This is a genomic window from Bradyrhizobium sp. CCGUVB4N (genome assembly GCF_024199945.1).
Lineage (GTDB): Bacteria > Pseudomonadota > Alphaproteobacteria > Rhizobiales > Xanthobacteraceae > Bradyrhizobium.
In genome coordinates, this window is sequence record NZ_JANADP010000001.1 from 715,993 (window position 1) to 733,693 (window position 17,701).

Below are 17,701 nucleotides of genomic sequence, written 5' to 3' on the forward strand. Positions count from 1 at the left end.
GCTTGACGTGGCGCGGGAGTCACAGCCGCACGGCACTGGATGCGTTTAGAATTTTATCGGTTTGAATCCAAAGGGGAAAGTCGGTCATGAGAGTGCTGGCCTGCATCGCCGCTGTCGCATTGGTTTTGATTTGCGATCGAGCGTTTGCCGCGGACGAGGATGCGCCCAATCGCAAGCCGGTGAAGGTCGTTGCCGATGCGCGGCTCTCGGTCGGCGGCCAGGGCATGCTGCCGCTCTATCTCTCCAGCGACTGGTCGATGCCGCTGCCGGCAATTTCCCGCGCCATCATCGTGCTGCATGGACGCCTGCGCAATGCCGACGACTATTATATGTCGGCTCATACCGCGCAGCTCGCGGCTGGCGGCGATGGCCAGAGCGCGCTGATGATCGTGCCGCAGTTCCTGGCCGAGATCGATATCGAAGCCCACAAGCTGTCCGCGGACACGCTGCGCTGGTCGCTGGAAGGGTGGGAGGGTGGCGATGCCGCACTGGCGCCGAACCCGGTGTCCTCCTTCGAGGCACTCGACGCGATCCTCGCCAAGCTTTCCGACCGGCGTATATTCCCGAATTTGAAGCAGGTCGTGGTGGCCGGTCATTCCGGCGGCGGCCAGGTCGCGCAGCGCTACGCGATTGCCGGCAAGGGCGAGGTGGCTCTGTCGCGCCAGCACATCGACGTGCGCTATGTCGTCGCCAATCCTTCCTCCTATGCCTATTTCAACAGCGAACGGCCTGAGCCGAAGATCGCCGCATCCTGCCCGGGTTACAACAACTGGAAATACGGCATGGACGCGCGTCCGCCCTATCTGGCCGACGCGATGCCGGTTGCGCTCGAGCAGCGCTATGTCGAACGCGAGGTGATCTATCTGCTCGGTACGCTCGATACCAATCCGGAGCATCCTGCGCTCGACAAGAGCTGCATGGCGAAGGCCCAGGGCCCGTATCGCTACGCGCGTGGCCACAACTATGTGGGCGTGATGGCGAAGCGCGACCACGGCACGCCCAATCACAGGGTATGGGACGTCGCCGGCGTCGGCCACGACGGCGACAAGATGCTGACTTCGAAATGCGGCCTCGCGGCGCTGTTCGATATTCCGGGCTGCGGTGCGGAGCGTTGATGCCTTGAAGGTCCGGCCCCGGCTGTTACACTTCGCGCCGTGAGCGTCTCATCCTGAGGCGCCGCCAAGAAGACGAAGTGGAAACGCCTGATGCTACTGCCCCTGTCCGATGTGCCGCGCTGGTATGCGCAACGCAAACCCGAAGGCAGCATCGCCGTCCAGCATGGGCAGGATCGACTGACATGGGACCAGCTCGAGCGCGGTGCCAACCGGCGCGCGCGGGCATTTGCGGCGAAGGGCGTCAAGCCCGGTGATTTCGTCGCGATCGGATTGCCCAACGGCAACGCGTTCTTCGAGACCACGTTTGCCGTGTGGAAATGCGGTGCGACGCCGACCTCGCTGTCGTGGCGGCTGCCGCGCGGTGAAGCCGCAGCCGTGCTCGAGATCCTCCGGCCGGCGCTGGTGGTCGGCGGCGAGGCCGACTGGAATGCGCAAAATCGCCTGCCGGCGGATTTCGTGCCGGAAGGTTTTTCCGACGCGCCGATCGACCCGCCGGTGGCGCGCTACTGGAAGGCCATGACCTCAGGCGGCTCGACCGGCCGCCCCAAGGTGATCCTCGATCACAATCCCGCGGTCGTCGACACGGCCGCACCGCCGCCGCTCAACATGCCTTTCGGCGCCTCGCTGCTGAATCCGGGCCCGCTTTATCACAATGCGCCGTTCATCGTGTCGCATTATGCGCTGTTCTACGGCGGCAAGCTCACCGGCCTCGTCAAGTTCGACGCCGAGGAGACGCTGCGGCAGATCGAACGCGAGCGCGTGCAATGGGTCAATTTCGTTCCGACCATGATGCACCGGATCTGGGCGCTGCCGGAGAACGTTCGCAACGCTTTCGACGTGTCGAGCCTGCAGACCGTCTTCCACATGGCGGCGCCCATGCCGCCCTGGCTCAAGGAGAACTGGATCGCGTGGCTCGGGCCGGAACGGGTCTGGGAGCTCTATGGCGGCACCGAGCGGCAGGGTGCCTGCATCATCTCCGGCACGGAGTGGCTGACGCACAAGGGCTCGGTCGGCAAGATCGGCGAGACGGCGAAGCTCCGCATCATCGGCGAGGACGGCAACGACGTCGCGCTAGGTGAGACCGGCGAGATCTACTTCCTCAACAATGACGGCAAGGATGCCACCTATCACTATCTCGGCGCCGAGCCGAAGCGTCGCGCCGACGGCTGGGAATCGCTCGGCGATATCGGCAGGCTGGATGCCGAAGGCTATCTCTATCTCGGCGACCGCCTCGCCGACATGGTGCTGCGCGGTGGCGCCAACATCTATCCCGCCGAGGTCGAGGCCGCCGTCTCCGAATGTCCCGGCGTCCGCTCCTGCGTCGTGGTGGGCTTGCCGGATCCGGAACTGGGTCAGCGCGTGCACGCCATCATCGAGCCGGAGGCGAATGCCGATGGCCAGGCGATCGCGGACGGCATGGCGGACTTCCTGAAGGACAGGCTCAGCCGCTACAAGCATCCCGAGAGTTTCGAGATCGTCAGCACGCCGCCGCGCGACGATTCCGGAAAGGTTCGCCGCACATTGCTGCGCGACGAGCGCGCGGCGTGGATGAAGGAGGGCCGCGCCTTCCGTATCATGCCGGCGAAGGCGCGAGCGCACGCCGAATAAGACATCACAGAAGGACTGAGCTTTATGACGATCACCATCGCAGCGAACAGCGTGTCGAAGCCGCCGGCCGATATCATCGAGGGCTTTTGGAACGCGCCGACCTCGATCATCTCAGACAATCTCGGCCGGCTGCCGGGCGCGGTCGGGCTCAAACCCTATCATCGCAGCGGCAGGCTGATCGGCGCGGCCTTCACGGTGCGCACCCGGCCCGGCGACAATCTCGCCATTCACCGCGCGCTCGAGCTGGTCGGTCCCGGCGACGTCATCGTGGTCGATGGCGGCGGCGACGAGACCCGGGCGCTCGTCGGCGAGATCATGAAAAACATCGCGCAGTGGCGGAAGGCGGAAGGCTACGTGATCGACGGCGCGATCCGCGATGTCGCGGCCTTCGCCGGCGACGACTTCCCCTGCTTTGCCCGTGCCGTGATCCATCGCGGCCCCTACAAGAATGGCCCCGGTGAGATCAACGTGCCTGTCACGGTCGGCGGCAGCGTGATCTCGCCCGGCGACATCGTGGTCGGCGACGAGGACGGCGTGGTGTCGTTTCCGACCGCGGGTGCGGTGGCGCTGCTGGAGGCGGTACGCGCCCAGATCAAGCGCGAGGACGAGACGCTGAAGGCGATCCGTGAGGGCCGTTATCAGGGGTCTTACGGCAAGTCGTGATCTGCGCGAGATGATTTGCCGACCGTTGCCGCTGTCGGAGGCTATTTCCAAATATTTTCCTCGCCAACGCGCTTTTAGCGGAGATCACTTCAAGTGCTGCGGAGTTACGCATTCGTCCTGCTTGCTGTTTTGATTCTGCTTCTGTTCACCTCCGGAGGACCACCGGAGATTGGGACTCTTGCTTCGGATGGTGCGTCGACGACTTCTTACGGTCGAATGACGGAAGAGACGTACGCAAAAGCAAACGATCTTGCCGTGGATGCAGTTGGAAAGCGGTTTGCGGCAAGTGGAATCTTGCGATGCCCTGGCGGAGCCAGCAGTGCTCAAGTCACTGGCGCGCGCGACGTGATCACGACGGTTGCTCACGCATTCCGGGACGTTTGCAAGCCCCACACGCCGCCTGAAAAATGTAGATTCGAATACTATTTGGGAGCGGAGAAGCGCACCATTCCTTTGTCGGCGGCCGTATGGATGGGATCCTGCATCGACAGTGCGCCAAAACAGGGCAGCGCCGATTGGGCCGTCGCAAAGCTCGCATTTCCTGCCGACGTGACGCCCTACGAAATTTATGAGCAGCCCGAAACTCTGGTGGAGCGAGAGCGTGTTCTGGCGGTCGTGGGCTATGATATCGAAGCCACCGGTAAGATGGACAAAGCCGGGCCGTTCAACAAGACGATACAAGAGTGCCAAATCCGCGACGCGAGGGATTGGCGGACTTTTGAAACAAACTGCGAGTTCGAATTCGGAGCATCAGGCAGCGCCCTGTTTCGCCAGTGGGGCCGCCGAATGACGATGGTCGGCATCGTCTTCGGAGACTATCATGATAAGGATTATTGTCCGCTTGGCCGCTGCGAGTTCCGGAGCCGCAAATGGTCGAGCTTGTTCGTTACCCTGAGGGGCGAGTTCAAGGACCAGCTCTTGGCCACTGTGCGTCAGTCTGCAGCTAAATAGAGATAAAGGGATAGCGCCGTGAGCCAGAAGGACGAATTCCACAATCTCGACAATGCCGCCGATGGGCTGTTTCGCGAGCTGGCGGCAGGGGTGACCACGCGCATCTTCTCCGGCGAGCAAGCGATGTTGTCGGTGGTGACGCTGGCGCCGCATGCGCAAGGCAAGCTGCATCATCATGCCGAGGAGCAATGGGGCGTGCTGCTCGAAGGCTCTGCGATCCGTGTCCAGGGCGGCGAGGAGATTGCCGTTGAGAAGGGCGACTTCTGGCGCACACCCGGCAATGTGCCGCACACCATGCGCGCCGGCCCTGACGGCGCCCGCGTGCTCGATATTTTCAGTCCACCACGGCCCGAATACAAAAAGGCGGGGTCGGGTTTCGGGACGACCTGAAGTGTGTACGGATTCGGCCAAGCGAAGGGCTTCCGATCCGGCCCCCGCTTTGATATGTACAGCTCCAGGCAACCCGCCTGACCGGTGGGTTCCGCGGTCCCGTAGCTCAGCCGGATAGAGCGGCGGTTTCCTAAACCGTAGGTCGCATGTTCGAGTCATGCCGGGATCGCCATTCTCCTACTCCTCTTAGATCACTTCAAGCCGAGATCCGCGCAAAGCGTTTGCGAAATTCGGCGGGCGTCACGCCGACATGGCGGGCGAAGGCGCGGCGCAGCGTATCCGCGTCGGCAAAGCCGCAGTGCTTGGCCACTTGCTTGGGGGCTTCGTTTCCAAGCTCCAGCAGGCGCCTCGCAGCATTCACACGGGCTTCCTCCACCCAGGTTGCGGGCGTGATTCCGACTTCGGCGCGGAACAGCCGCGCAAAGTGACGCGGGCTGATGTCCATGCGCGCCGCGAGGCTCGCGACGCTGTGATCCAGTCCGGGATTGGCGGCGACCCAGCGCTGCAGCTCCTGCAGCGCGGCGCGGCCGGCGGGGACGGTCTCGCCCTTGCGGGTGAACTGCATTTGTCCACCCGGGCGTTTAAAGAACATGACGAGCTGGCTCGCGACTTTCATCGCGATCTCGCGCCCGAGATCCTCCTCCACGAGCGCGAGAGCGAGATCGAGCCCGGCGGTCACGCCGGCAGCCGTGCGGAGCTTGCCGTCGGTGACGTAGATCGCGTCCTTGTCCACGCTGACTGACGGGAATTTTTCGGCGAGCCGGTCTGCGACCGCCCAATGCGTCGTGACCCGTCGGCCGTCGAGAAGCCCCGCCGCGGCAAGGAAGAAAGCGCCCGAGCATACCGACCCGAAGCGCCGGGTCTTGGAAGCGCGTCGGCGCAGCCAATCGATCACGACGCCGTCCGCCGGCACGTCGGCGGCGTTTGGGCATCCCGCGATCAACAAGGTGTCGATGCTGTCCTGGAAACCGCGATCGATGACGCGGTCGGGCATCAGCCGCACGCCTGACGAGCTGCGGATCGGACCCGGCTCTGCTCCCGCCACCATCAGCGCATAGGCCTCGTGCCCGGCCTGAAAGTTCGCCTCGGCGAAAACGTCGAGAGGCCCGGCAACGTCGAGAAGCTGCACCCCGGGCAGCGCAATGATCACGACAGTTCTCGATTTCAGCTTCGCGCTCATGTCCGGCTCGGTCGGTATTTGTCTGTTTTAGACGTGTTACGTCATTTGAGGACAAGCTAGCTCCGATCTAGCTTGCGGTCGAGCTGGGATTTTCAGGAGACCGTCATGCAAGAGATCACCGAAGCCGCCGCCATCCCCGACAGCAAGCTGGCGCGCGCCATCACCGAGTACATCCGCGACACCGAGACGGATCTGCTCTTCAACCATTCCAGCCGCGTCTATCATTTCGGCGCGCTGGCCGGCATCCGCCGCGGGCTGAAGTTCGACCGCGAGCTGCTCTATGCCGGCGCCATGTTTCACGACATCGGGTTGATGCCGGGCCATGGCAGCAAGCACGAGCGGTTCGAGGTCGACGGCGCGCACGCCGCGCGCGATTTCCTGCGCAGCCACGGCATCTCCGAACACGATGCCTACACGGTCTGGACCGCGATCGCGCTGCACACCACGCCGGGCGTGCCGCAGCACATGCATCCCGTCGTCGCGCTGGTGACGGCGGGCGTCGAGATGGACGTGCTCGGACTGACCTACAAGGAATACTCCGACGCCGAGCGCGAGACAGTGGTGAGAGCGTTTCCGCGCACGCCGCACTTCAAGGAAGACATCATCCAGGCATTCTACGACGGCATCAAGCACAAGCCGGACACGACGTTCGGCAACGTCAAGGCCGACGTCATCGCCGACAAGGAGCCGCATTTCCACCGCGGCAATTTCTGCAGCGTCATCCGCGGTTCGCACTGGCACGGCTGAGTCAGTTGCGCCGCCGGCGGTTCTCGCGGTTTTGCCGCGCGTCAAGGCTCCAATAAAAAAAGATCGGCACGGCTTTGCGCGCCATCGTGCTTGCGAAGCGAGAGCCGTATTCACATCTCCGCTCCCGCAATTCTGGGGTGTGGCCTTGGTTAACACGGCCGCCCAGTTGCGAATTGTGGAGATGAACTATGAACGTCAATGGTTTTGATGGCGCCTGGCTGATGCAGCCGGCGCTTTGGGCCGCGGCAGCGATCGCGCTCGTGATCCTGCTGCGGATTGCCAATATCTTTCGTTATATTCCGAATAATCAGGTCGGCATCGTCGAGAAGCTGTGGTCGACGACCGGGTCGATCGACGAAGGCTTCATCGCGTTGAACGGCGAGGCCGGTTACGAGCCTGAAGTGCTGCGCGGCGGCCTGCACGTGTTCTTTCCGTTCATGTACCGGATCCACAAATCGGATCTCGTCACGGTCGGACAGGGCAAGATCGCCTATGTGTTCGCGCGCGACGGCGCGCCGCTTCAGCCATCGCAGGTGCTCGGCGCCAACGACACCGAGGACAGGTCGGATTTCCAGGACGTGCGGCGCTTCCTGCTCGGCGGTGGCCAGAAGGGGCCGCAGCGCAAGATCCTGCGCGAAGGCACCTATGCGATCAACACGACGCAGTTCGCGATCATCACCGATGAACGCGTCTACGGTCATGCCCTCAGCGGGCAGGAGCGTAGCGTGCTCGACGCCATGCAGCTCACCATCGCCGAGCGCTGGGGCTTCGCGCCCGTCGTGCTCGCGGCCGATCATGATCTGGTCGGCGTGGTCACCGTGCATGACGGCCCGTCGCTGCCGTCGGGCGAGATCATCGCGCCCGAGGTCGGCACGGACTTGCGCGACGACGAGATCTTTCACAACAATTTCCAGGAGCCCGAGAAGTTCTTGGCGGCCGGCGGCTACCGTGGCCGGCAGCTCCAGGTCATCGTCGAGGGCACCTGGTACATCAACCGCCTGTTCGCGACCGTCGAGGCCGTGCCGAAAACGGTGATCCCGGTCGGCAATGTCGGCGTCGTCATCTTCTACACCGGCCCGCATAGCGACGACGTGTCGGGCGAGCAATATCGCCATGGCGAACTGGTCGTGAACGGCGGGCGCGGTGTCTGGAAGGACCCTTTGCTGCCCGGCAAATACGCGTTCAACACCTATGCCGGCAAGATCGAGATCATCCCGACCGTCAACTTCATCCTGAAATGGGTGCGCGGCGAGGTCGGTGCGATGAAGCTGGACGAGAACCTGTCGGAGATCTCGCTGATCACCCGCGATGCGTTCGAGCCGACGCTGCCGCTCTCGGTGGTGATGCATATCGACTACAAGAAGGCGCCGATGATCATCCAGCGCTTCGGCGACGTGAAGAAGCTCGTCGAGCAGACGCTCGATCCGATGGTCAGCGCGTTCTTCAAGAACATCGCGCAGAAGATGACCTTGATCGAGCTGCTGCAGAACAGGGCGCAAATTCAGGAGGAATCGGCGGCGCAGATGAAGGCGAAGTTCGAGAGCTATTCGCTCGACCTCCAGGAAGTCCTGATCGGCACGCCGCGTGCCGCTGCCGGCGACCACACCATCGAGAACATCCTGATCCAGCTCCGCTCGCGCCAGATCGCGCGCGAGCAGATCGAGACCTACCAGGAGCAGGAGAAGGCCGCCGTTCAGGAGCGCGCGCTCAACGAAGCGAAGGCAACCGCGGCGGCGCAGACCGCGCTGACGCAGTCGCTGATCCAGATCAAGGTGAACGAGAACGAGGGCGCTGCCGCGTTCGCCCGCGCGCAAAAGGACGCGGAGACCCGAAAGGTGACCGCCGCCGCGGTCGGCGAGCAGTCACGGCTCGAGGGCCAGGGCGAGGCCGATCGCGTGCTTGCGGTCGGTACGGCCAACGCTCAGTCGACAAAGCTCTCGGTCGACGCTTACGGCGGGCCGGAGTTCAGGCTCGCCGAGCAGAACTTTGCGAAGTTCGCGGAAGCCCTGACCAAGATCAACCAGCCCCTGGTGCCGCAATTCCTGATGTCCGGCGCGCAAGGCCAGGAGAGCAACAATGCGGGCCTGATCCCGACCGCGATGCTGAGCTCGATGTTCGGCCGCATGATGCCCGATGCGCTGGAGCGGCTGAAGGAAGAGGCGCCGCGCGCGGAGCGCAGGCCGAACGGGCATTGAGCGCTGTTGATTTGCTTGAACGGCGTGAAAATTGCTAACAGAAGCGACCGGGCTGGAAGCGCGCCTTCCAGCCCGGTCCATGCTTGCCCAAGTTGCTTGCCCACATTCGGAGACAATGATGCCTTTCGATTTGATCCTGCGCGGCGGACGGGTCGTTGACCCCTCGCAGAAGCTCGATGCGGTGACCGATGTCGCCTTTTCCGGTGGCAAGGTCGCTGCCGTCGGCAGCGGGCTCAAGGCGGATCCGGGCACAGACGTGCGCGACGTCTCGCAGTTCATCGTGACGCCGGGCCTGATCGATCTCCACACCCACGTCTATTGGGGCGGCACCTCGCTCGGCATCGATGCCGAGGAATTCTGCCGCGCCTCCGGCGTCACCACCTCGGTCGACACCGGCAGCGCCGGCCCCGGCAATTTCGCCGGCTTCCGCAAGCATGTGATCGAGCCGAGCCAGGTCCGCATCCTCGCATACCTGCACGTCTCCCATGCCGGCATTTTCGGCTTCTCGCACCGGATCATGGTCGGCGAGAGCGAGGAATTGCGGTTGATGAATCCGATCGAGGCGGCGAAGGTGGCGGACGCCAACCGCGATGTCATCGTCGGCATCAAGGTGCGCGTCGGGCTGCACTCCTCGGGCACCTCGGGCGCCGTGCCGCTCGATATCGCGCTCCAGGTTGCCGACGAGGTCGGCATGCCCTTGATGGCACATATCGACCATCCGCCGCCGACCTATGAAGAGGTGCTGGCGCGCCTGCGTCCCGGCGACGTGCTGACCCATGCGTTCCGTCCGTTCCCGAATTCGCCGGCGACCGCGCAGGGCACCGTGAAAAAGGCGGTGCTGGATGCGCGCGAGCGCGGCGTGCTGTTCGATATCGGCCACGGCAAGGGCTCGTTCGCGTTCAAGACCGCGCGCGCCATGCTCGCCAACGGCTTCTACCCGGACACGATCTCCTCCGACATCCATCAGCTCTGCATCGACGGGCCGGCCTTCGACCAGGTGACGACCATGTCGAAATTCCTCTGCATGGGTATGTCGCTGTCGGACGTGATTGCGGCCTCGACCGAGAACGCCGCGATGGCGTTGCGACGGCCCGAGCTCGGCAGCCTCAAGCCGGGCAGCGTCGGCGACGCCACGCTGATCTCGGTGAAGCAGGGCCAGTTCGACTATGAGGACGTCGTCGGCGAGCACCTCATCGGCGACAAGAAGATCGTCTCCGAAGGCGTCGTTATCGGCGGCCGCTGGTGGCATCCGAATTAGGCGGAGCACAAGACGTCGCGGAGTTTCGCCTCTCCCCGCCTGCGGGGAGAGGTCGGAATTTGCGAGAGCAAATTCCGGGTGAGGGGGACTCTCCGCGAGTCTAACTCTCACCGTGTTTGCGGAAGCAGCCCCTCACCCCAACCCTCTCCCCGTAAGAACGGGGAGAGGGAGAACAGCCTACTCGTTCTTGTCAACATTCCAGAACATCGGCGTCGCCGGGCCGTCGATGACGCCGGTGAGCGATTTGCGCCATGCGCTCGGCGCCTGGAACTGGCCGAGCGGGACGTAGATCACCTGATCGTAGGCCTCCTTCTGCACGGCGAAGGCGATCTTCTTCCGATCTTCCGGTGAGGCGGCGCGGGCAAAGGCGTCGCGCAGCTCTTCGAGCTTGGGGTCCTCGGACCAGCCGAACCAGCCGCCCTCCTTGCCCTTGCCGACCATCGCGCCATTGACGAGCGGGTTCATCGAATCGGCGGCGCCCTGGTATGTGAAGAACATGTTCCAGCCGCCTTCCTTCGGCGACTTCTGGTTGGCGCGGCGGGTGACCACGGTCTGCCAGTCCATCGCCTGAAGGTCGACCTTGAAGCCGGCCTCGCGCAGGAGCTGCGCGACCACGATCGGCTGCGCTTTCAGCAGGATCTGGTCGCCTGGCGCCAGGATCACCACGGGCGTGCCGTCATAGCCGGATTCGGCCAGGGCCTTCTTGGCGTCCGCCATGCCGTTGCCCTTGATCAGGGTCTCGCCGCCGGCGTCGCTGGCCAGCGGCGTATCGCAGATGAAGAATGCGCCGCAGAGCTTGTAGTATTTGGGATTGCCGATCTGGGCGTCGAGCACGTCCTTCTGGTTGATCGCGAGCAGCGCGGCGCGGCGAATCTTCACATTATCGAACGGCGGATGCAGGAAGTTCATCCGGCCGAACGATTGGAAGCCGAACTTGTTCAGGATGGTCACGTTGACATCCGGATTGGATTCGAGCGCGGGCAGCATGTCGAAGGGCGGCGTTTCGACGAAATCGACATCACCCGATTGCAGCGCGTTGAGCGCGGTCTGCGCGTCCGGCATCGTGATCCATTCGACCCGGTCGACTTTCACCACTTTGCCGCCCGATGTCCATTCGGCCGGCTCCTTGCGCGGCACATAGTCGGTGTTCTTCTCGTAGACGGCTTTCACGCCGGGCTGGAATTCGCCCGCGACGAATTTGAACGGGCCGGAGCCGATCTGCTCGGGAATCTGCTTGGTGATCGGGGTCTCCGCAAGCCGCTTGGGCATCATGAAGGCGCAGATCGACGATGGCTTGGCGATCGTCTCCAGCACCAGGCCATAGGGCTCCTTCAGCTTGAGGACGATCGTCCTGGTGTCTGCGGCCTCGATGCCGGCCGTGAAGTCCATCAGCTTGCGCGCCATGCCGTCGACGCTCGTGCCCCAGCGCTTCAGCGAGGCGACGCAATCCTCCGCCGTCACCGGCGCGCCGTCATGCCACTTCAGGCCGTCGCGCAGGGTGAAGGTGTAGGTCAGCCCGTCCGTGGACACCGTCCAGTCGGCCATCTGCGGCCGCACCTTGAAGGTGGAATCGATGCCGAGCAGCGTATCGTAGACCATGTAGCCATGGTCGCGGGTGATGATGGCCGTCGTGAAGCCGGGGTCGGTGACGCGAAGGTCCGATTGCATCACTGCAGTCAGGATCTTCTTTCCGGTCGCAGCCGATGCAGCCGACGTCCAGGCAGCGGTAAGTGCCGATGGTGTAACAGCCGCAAGCTGAAGCAGTTTCCGTCGCGAGACGTGAACCATTCGCAATTCTCCCGATGCAAGCAGACCAGACGGCGGCTGCCGATGGCGGGCAGCGTATGGTTTGCCGCCCTGCCTTGCAATGAGGGGTGTCCCGCAAATCCGACTTCGTTTGCGGTCGAGCAGGGGCCATCGGAACCGGTGGCGCGACGGCAAGCTGGCTCGGTCTAGGCTTGCTCGCGATAGAATTGCAGCAGGCGCGCGCCCGCGGGCGAGAGCCACTCGGGCGCTCCTGCGATGTATCCCTCGACATGGCCGCTCGTCCCGACCAGATAGGTGATGGGCATGCCGACGATCGAGAACATCTCGGTCGATGCTTGCGCCGCTGCGCCGTAGGCATCGACATAGCAGGCGAGGTTTTGCACGGCGAGGCTGCCGAGAAAGGCGCGGATCTTGCGAAAATCCCTGGTGTCGGTGCAGATCGCGACGATGTCGAGCCGATCGGGCCGCGATCCCGCAAGGCGCGCCAACGTCGGCAGATCGAGCCGGCAGGCTGCGCACCAGGTCGCCCAGAAGTTGACCAGGGTGATGCGGCCCGGCTTCGCAGTCACCACGGCATCCCGGCCGTTCGGATCCTGAAGCCTGAGCTGCGGCATCGCCGCTCGTGGCCGCACGACCGTGAACTGGCTGCGGCCGGCCTCGAACACCGGTGGCCAGCTGTCCTGCGCACGGATCGCGGGCGCGGAAGCGAAAAGCGCCGGCGCGGCGATCAGGAGCGATCGCCGGGATAACGCACGAGGTCTTTCACGCATGGATATAGGCAAAACCCTTGAGTTGCAGATCGACGACGCGTCCGATGCCGAAGGGGACGAGGCTCGCACCCGGTATCAGCGGAATCGAGACCTGCTCCTTGGCTTCCGCGATCGCCTTTGACGATGCGCACATGCTGTAGGTGAGGTTGGGCAGCGACTGCCGCAGCGTCGCCAGTGGCTCGACCAGTGGCGTCTTGTCGGTCCGGAAGACGTCGATACCCTTGCCGTTGGCGACGACCTCGATCAGCAACCGCGCGCCCTTGTCGGCAAAGTGCTTTGCCAAATTGGCCGAGTAGCTGATCGCGTGTCCCATCACGTAAGGTTCGTTGCTGTCGATCAGGATCACGACGCCGTCCGCGAGGCGGGCCTCCCTGGCCGCGGCTGGGCCGCCGGCCGTGAGGATCGATGCGCCGGCGAGCAGGCCCCTGCGGGACCATCCGTTGCCAGAGATCATGACCGCGGTATTTCCGCGGGTCAGAACTGGCGCGGCGCGATCGGCGCCTTGCTGTTGCGTCCCCACAGCACGAACAGGCTGAGAGCCAGCAGGACCACGTTCAGAGGCGTGACCTCGGCCTCGCCGCGCGAAATGTGGAAGACCAGAGCAAACACCTGCAAGACGGAGCAGCCGAGCGCGGCGAGCACCGTCAGTCGCGGCAGGATCCGCGTCAGGGCGGGCAGGATGATGCCGATCCCGCCGGCGAGATCGATCAGCGCGATGGAGCGAACGAAGGTTTCGGAATACTGGCCGGCCCAGGGCATCATCGCGGCCAACTGCGGAATGGGCGTGGTCAGCTTGACCAGCCCCGCCCCGATGAAGGCGAAGGCGATGAGGATCTGCGCGGCCCAGAGGCCGATGCGAAGGGCGCGGCCGGAGGTGGGGGTTTCAAGAGCGGTGGTGGACATGGTGGTTCTCCAAAATGAGCGGGTTGCCACCATTTGATGGTTTCCATTCATTTGATCATTATATGTTCCGGCAGTGATTCATTTCCTGGATGTTGATGATCTCATGGATTCGCTGGTCAGCATGAGGGTGTTTTGCCTGGTTGCGGAGCTGAAGAGCTTTGCGGCCGCCGCCGAACGCCTGCGCATATCGCCCGCCATGGCGAGCAAGCACGTAATGCAGCTCGAGAAGCGGCTGGGCACGCGGCTGCTCAACCGGACCAGCCGGCGGGTCAGCCTGAGCGAGAGCGGCACGCTCTATTTCGAGCAGGCCCGGCAGATGCTGGACTCGCTCGACGAGGTCGAAGCCGCCGTCAGCAAGGCGACCGTCGTTCCCCGCGGCACGCTGCGGCTGACCGCGCCGGTGTGGATGGCAAACACGATGTTCACGCGCATCCTCGCCGACTATCAGGCGCGCTACCCGGAAGTGTGCCTGGACGTCGATCTCAGCGGGCGGCTGGTCAATCTGGTCGAGGAGGGATTTGATCTCGCGCTGCGCGCGACCGGTGCGCCGGACGAGTCGCTGATCGCGCGTCCGATCACCAACGTGCCGTTCTACATGGTTGCGGCGCCCGCCTACCTCAAACGCGCCGGGCGCCCAACCAAGCTGGCCGATATCGCCGGCCAGGCGCTATTGCATTATGCACTTTATCCCGGCGAGAGCTTCTCTTTCGCCGGCGAGCACGGCACGGAGACCATCAAGCTCAATCCGGTGCTGCGCAGCGGCAATGAAACGCTGCTGCACATGGCCGCGCTGGAAGGCATGGGTCTCGCGTTCCTGCCGAAATGGCTGGTCACCGACGACATCGCCACCGGGCGTCTCGAACACGTCATGCCCGAGCACATCATCTTCGTCGGAAAGCTGTTCGCGGTCTATCCGAGCCGCAAATACCTTTCCGCGAAGGTGAGGACCTTCATCGACTTCGTCGCCGCCGACAAGCGGATGAGATAGCGTGCGCGCTAGTCGCGCCCCGCTTCCATGATCGCCCGGGCGAGGCGTGCCGGATCGGAGAAGCACAGCTCGTGGCTTCCCGGCACCTGCACCAGGCGGAACAGGCCGAGCTTCTCCGACAGCCGCGGATGCCAGCCATAGCTGTGCGGCAGCGCGGTGTCCTCGGTGCAGTTGATGTAGGACTTTGCCAGTTGCATCTCGGCCGGGTTGGCCTTGAGCGTGATCTTGTCGCTGAAGGTCGCCAGCGGATGCGGATTGAGCACGTCATAGGCGCGCTGCGCCGTCTCGGCATCCGCATCGTTGATGAAGGCCTCGCGCCAGATCGGGAAAGGCAGCACCACCGAACCGTCGCCACGCTCGGCCGCGATCATGTCGAACAGCCCGACATAGTGCGGCGGCACCATGTCGTTGAGGCATTCGCCGTTGTTGGGAACGAAGGCGTTCCAATAGACCAACCGGCGAATCCGCTCCGGTGCGAGGTCGGCGACGCCGGTGATGATCATGCCGCCATAGGAATGGCCGAGCAGAATGACGTCTTTCAGATTGTTCTCGGCAAGATAGTCGGCGATCGACTGGATCGCCTCCTTCAACCCCGTCGTCTTGGCGTCGCCCGGGCGGTTGCCCTTGATCGTCGGGAGGTAGACCTGATGGCCGGCGGCGCGGATCGGGGCCGCGACGGGCTCGAACTCGGCACCGGTGTGCCAGGCGCCGTGGACGAGAACGTAGGTCGACATGTTGTGGCTTCTCCGCAGGATGTGGTTAGATCGGCATGGATGGGGTCCTTTGCGGCGCTCGCGAGGCGCGGCGGACAATTCTTGTTGTGCGAAGTGTGAACCGGCTGGCCGTTTTCCGCTTGGCTGGAAGTGAACCGGATTGGTCTCGGAGTGAACCGATGCAGCAGGTCAATTCCACAAGCCGGCCGCGGTACGTCGTCTGGAACACCGCCGAGACCCGGCCGGACGAGCAGTTTTCTTATTACCGCGAGGCGATCTGCCAGGCCTTCATGAACCTGACGCCGGAATCGGCGACGACATCACGCTTCCCGGCCAAGGTGGAGACGATCGCCCTGGGTGCCGGAGCAATCAACCGGGTGGTGTTTCCCGAGCACACCGTGAATCGCTCACGTGCCGACATCGCGGCGTCGCGAGAGAGCTGCTTCTATCTCAACTTCAAGCTCGCCGGGCGATGCCGCATGCTTCAGGATGGCCGCGAGGTCAGCCTGTCGCGTGGCCAGGTCGGTATCATTGATAGCGACCGCGAGGTGACGTTGTTGCACGATCGCGGTCCGACGCTGGAGGTCGCTTCGTTCTGGGTGCCGTCGCGTGCCTTGCGCGACCGGCTGCCGCCCTCGTTCGATTTCAGGGCCGAGCGCGTGTCCGACGATCCGCATGTCGGCCATCTCATCGTCGAGACCGCGCGTTCGCTGAATGCCGGCGCATTGCGGATGGCGGAGGAGGACAGCGTTCGGCTGTTCGACGTGCTGCTCGATCTCGTTGCGCTCAGCCTGTCGCGCCGCTCGCGGGCGCAGACGGCGGAAGCCGCAAGCTTCGCGGATGCCACCGTATTGGCGCTGCGCCGCGCCATTCACGAGCGGTTGCGCGAGCCGGGGTTGACGGTCGCGGCGGTCGCGGGCGCGGTCGGCATCAGCGAGCGCTATGTCCACAAGCTGTTCGAGCGCTCCGGCACGACGTTTTCGGACTATGTGATGGATCGCCGCCTCGTGGGCGCGGCGGCGGACCTGAAGGATTCGGCGCTGGGCGGCCGCGCGATCGGCGCCATTGCGTTCGACTGGGGCTTTTCGGACCTCTCCCATTTCACGCGGCGCTTCAAGCAGCGTTTTGGTTGCCGCCCGGGTGACTGGCGGGCGCGGTAGCACCGGGGCGAGGTAAGCTCTACAGCGACCTGATTATAAGGATCTCGCGATCAGCAGCTTCATGATCTCGTTGGTGCCGCCATAGATCTTCTGGATGCGGGAATCGATGAAGATGCGCGAGATCGGATATTCCTGCATATAGCCGTAGCCCCCGAACAGCTGGAGGCACTCGTCGGCGGTCTGGACCTGCTTGTCCGAGCACCAGTATTTCGCCATCGACGCGGTGACGGTGTCGAGGTCGCCTGCGACCAGGCGCTCGATGCACCAGTCGACGAAGACGCGCGCGATCATCGCCTCCGTCTTGCGCTCGGCGAGCGTGAAGGCGGTGTTCTGGAAATCCATCAGCGGCTTGCCGAATGCTTTCCGTTCCTTGGTGTAGTCGACGGTGAGCTTGACCGCGCGCTCCATCGCGGCGACGGCGCCGACCGCGAGCGCGAGGCGCTCCTGCGGCAATTGCTGCATCAGCTGGACAAAGCCCTGGCCCTCCTCTTTGCCGAGCAGGTTTTCCGGCGGCACCGTGACGTTGTCGAAGAACAGCTCCGACGTGTCGGAGGCGTGCAGGCCGATCTTGTCGAGGTTGCGCCCGCGCTTGTAGCCGTCGGCGCCCGCGGTCTCGACCACGAGCAGCGAGATGCCCTTGGCGCCGGCCTCGCCGGTGCGCGCGACCACGATGACGAGGTCGGCGGCCTGGCCGTTGGTAATGAAAGTCTTCTGGCCGTTGATGACGTAGGAATTGCCCTGCTTCTTCGCCGTTGTCTTGACGGCTTGAAGGTCCGAGCCGGTGCCGGGCTCGGTCATGGCGACGGCGCCGACCATTTCGCCCGAGGCCATCTTCGGCAGCCAGCGCTTCTTCTGCTCCTCCGAGCCGTAGTTCAGAATGTAATGTGCGACGATGGCGCTGTGCACGGAGACGCCGGTGGTCAGTTCCGGCACCGTGCTTTCGAGGTCGTCCAGCACGGCGGCGTCATAGGCGAAGGTCGCGCCCAGGCCGCCATATTCCTCCGGGACGCTCGCCAGCAATGCGCCCATCTCGCCGAGCCCGCGCCAGGCGAAGCGGTCGACCATCTTCTGCTCGCGCCATTTCTCGGCATGCGGCGCCAGATCCTTGGCGAGATATTTCCGGAACTGGTCGCGGAAGACGTCGAGCTCTTCGGTCATCCAGGAGGAGCGGTAGGACATGATTACCTCGGTTGATGCGGCTTGCCGGCTTGGTAGGCCAGTCCGATGCGGTAATTATTGTGTTTTCAGGCTGCGCCGGTGACGCTACCAAGGCGGCCGGAAACGTGTCTGTCG

Annotated in this window: 17 protein-coding genes and 1 tRNA gene; 11 read left to right on the plus strand and 7 right to left on the minus strand. The window is 64.0% G+C overall.

The window, feature by feature from the left end:
* The first annotated feature begins 86 nt into the window (after nt 1-86).
* From NLM31_RS03350 to NLM31_RS03375, 6 genes are all read left to right on the plus strand, one after another.
* Nucleotides 87-1,115 (plus strand): alpha/beta hydrolase, encoded by a 1,029-nt coding sequence (locus tag NLM31_RS03350; protein WP_254191452.1) that lies wholly within the window; start codon nt 87-89, stop codon nt 1,113-1,115.
* Between the two features lie 90 nt (nt 1,116-1,205).
* Entirely contained in the window at nt 1,206-2,723 is a 1,518-nt protein-coding gene (locus NLM31_RS03355; RefSeq protein ID WP_254191453.1) for an AMP-binding protein, read from the plus strand.
* A gap of 24 nt (nt 2,724-2,747) precedes the next feature.
* Nucleotides 2,748-3,386 carry an RraA family protein gene (locus NLM31_RS03360; protein WP_254191454.1) on the plus strand — a complete coding sequence of 213 codons (639 nt, stop codon included), beginning with the start codon at nt 2,748-2,750 and terminating at the stop codon, nt 3,384-3,386.
* Between the two features lie 93 nt (nt 3,387-3,479).
* Nucleotides 3,480-4,337, plus strand: a complete 858-nt coding sequence (locus tag NLM31_RS03365; protein ID WP_254191455.1) for a hypothetical protein — start codon at nt 3,480-3,482, stop codon at nt 4,335-4,337.
* Nucleotides 4,338-4,355: 18 nt separating this feature from the next.
* The gene (locus NLM31_RS03370; protein ID WP_254191456.1) at nt 4,356-4,727 is read left to right on the plus strand and encodes a dimethylsulfonioproprionate lyase family protein; all 372 of its coding nucleotides are present in this window, start codon (nt 4,356-4,358) and stop codon (nt 4,725-4,727) included.
* Nucleotides 4,728-4,822: 95 nt separating this feature from the next.
* Nucleotides 4,823-4,899, plus strand: a tRNA-Arg gene (locus tag NLM31_RS03375).
* Between the two features lie 24 nt (nt 4,900-4,923).
* Here NLM31_RS03375 and NLM31_RS03380 read toward each other — a convergent pair.
* Nucleotides 4,924-5,907, minus strand: coding sequence for a GlxA family transcriptional regulator (locus tag NLM31_RS03380; RefSeq protein WP_254191457.1), 984 nt, complete (start codon nt 5,905-5,907; stop codon nt 4,924-4,926).
* Nucleotides 5,908-6,012: 105 nt separating this feature from the next.
* Between NLM31_RS03380 and NLM31_RS03385 the strand changes: the two genes are divergently transcribed.
* The 3 genes from NLM31_RS03385 to NLM31_RS03395 all read left to right on the plus strand — a co-directional run bounded on the left by NLM31_RS03385 (nt 6,013) and on the right by NLM31_RS03395 (nt 10,107).
* Nucleotides 6,013-6,654, plus strand: coding sequence for an HD domain-containing protein (locus NLM31_RS03385; protein WP_254191458.1), 642 nt, complete (start codon nt 6,013-6,015; stop codon nt 6,652-6,654).
* Nucleotides 6,655-6,842: 188 nt separating this feature from the next.
* Nucleotides 6,843-8,849 (plus strand): SPFH domain-containing protein, encoded by a 2,007-nt coding sequence (locus NLM31_RS03390; protein ID WP_254191459.1) that lies wholly within the window; start codon nt 6,843-6,845, stop codon nt 8,847-8,849.
* A gap of 118 nt (nt 8,850-8,967) precedes the next feature.
* A complete protein-coding gene (locus NLM31_RS03395; RefSeq protein WP_254135198.1) occupies nt 8,968-10,107 on the plus strand; it encodes an amidohydrolase/deacetylase family metallohydrolase in 1,140 nt (379 codons plus the stop codon).
* A gap of 177 nt (nt 10,108-10,284) precedes the next feature.
* On the opposite strand, the gene NLM31_RS03400 is transcribed toward NLM31_RS03395, so the two are convergent.
* The 4 genes from NLM31_RS03400 to NLM31_RS03415 all read right to left on the minus strand — a co-directional run bounded on the left by NLM31_RS03400 (nt 10,285) and on the right by NLM31_RS03415 (nt 13,547).
* Nucleotides 10,285-11,895, minus strand: coding sequence for an ABC transporter substrate-binding protein (locus NLM31_RS03400; protein ID WP_254191460.1), 1,611 nt, complete (start codon nt 11,893-11,895; stop codon nt 10,285-10,287).
* A 164-nt stretch (nt 11,896-12,059) separates the two neighbouring features.
* On the minus strand, nt 12,060-12,644 hold the full coding sequence (locus tag NLM31_RS03405; RefSeq protein ID WP_254127908.1) for a TlpA disulfide reductase family protein: 585 nt from the start codon (nt 12,642-12,644) through the stop codon (nt 12,060-12,062).
* Nucleotides 12,637-13,098 (minus strand): DsrE family protein, encoded by a 462-nt coding sequence (locus NLM31_RS03410; RefSeq protein WP_254191461.1) that lies wholly within the window; start codon nt 13,096-13,098, stop codon nt 12,637-12,639. Before NLM31_RS03410 ends, NLM31_RS03405 begins: the two co-directional genes overlap by 8 nt.
* A gap of 20 nt (nt 13,099-13,118) precedes the next feature.
* Nucleotides 13,119-13,547: a DoxX family protein gene (locus NLM31_RS03415; protein ID WP_254191462.1), complete on the minus strand. Its 429-nt coding sequence runs from the start codon at nt 13,545-13,547 to the stop codon at nt 13,119-13,121.
* A 103-nt stretch (nt 13,548-13,650) separates the two neighbouring features.
* Here NLM31_RS03415 and NLM31_RS03420 point away from each other — a divergent pair, with 103 nt between their 5' ends.
* Nucleotides 13,651-14,535, plus strand: a complete 885-nt coding sequence (locus NLM31_RS03420; RefSeq protein ID WP_254191463.1) for a LysR family transcriptional regulator — start codon at nt 13,651-13,653, stop codon at nt 14,533-14,535.
* A gap of 8 nt (nt 14,536-14,543) precedes the next feature.
* On the opposite strand, the gene NLM31_RS03425 is transcribed toward NLM31_RS03420, so the two are convergent.
* Complete coding sequence (locus NLM31_RS03425) at nt 14,544-15,269, minus strand: alpha/beta fold hydrolase (protein ID WP_254191464.1); 726 nt, start codon at nt 15,267-15,269, stop codon at nt 14,544-14,546.
* 158 nt (nt 15,270-15,427) lie between these two features.
* Between NLM31_RS03425 and NLM31_RS03430 the strand changes: the two genes are divergently transcribed.
* On the plus strand, nt 15,428-16,408 hold the full coding sequence (locus tag NLM31_RS03430) for a helix-turn-helix domain-containing protein (RefSeq protein ID WP_254191465.1): 981 nt from the start codon (nt 15,428-15,430) through the stop codon (nt 16,406-16,408).
* A 33-nt stretch (nt 16,409-16,441) separates the two neighbouring features.
* Here the strand turns inward: NLM31_RS03430 and NLM31_RS03435 are convergent, their stop codons facing one another.
* Nucleotides 16,442-17,587 (minus strand): acyl-CoA dehydrogenase family protein, encoded by a 1,146-nt coding sequence (locus NLM31_RS03435; protein WP_254127914.1) that lies wholly within the window; start codon nt 17,585-17,587, stop codon nt 16,442-16,444.
* Nucleotides 17,588-17,701: the final 114 nt, after the last annotated feature.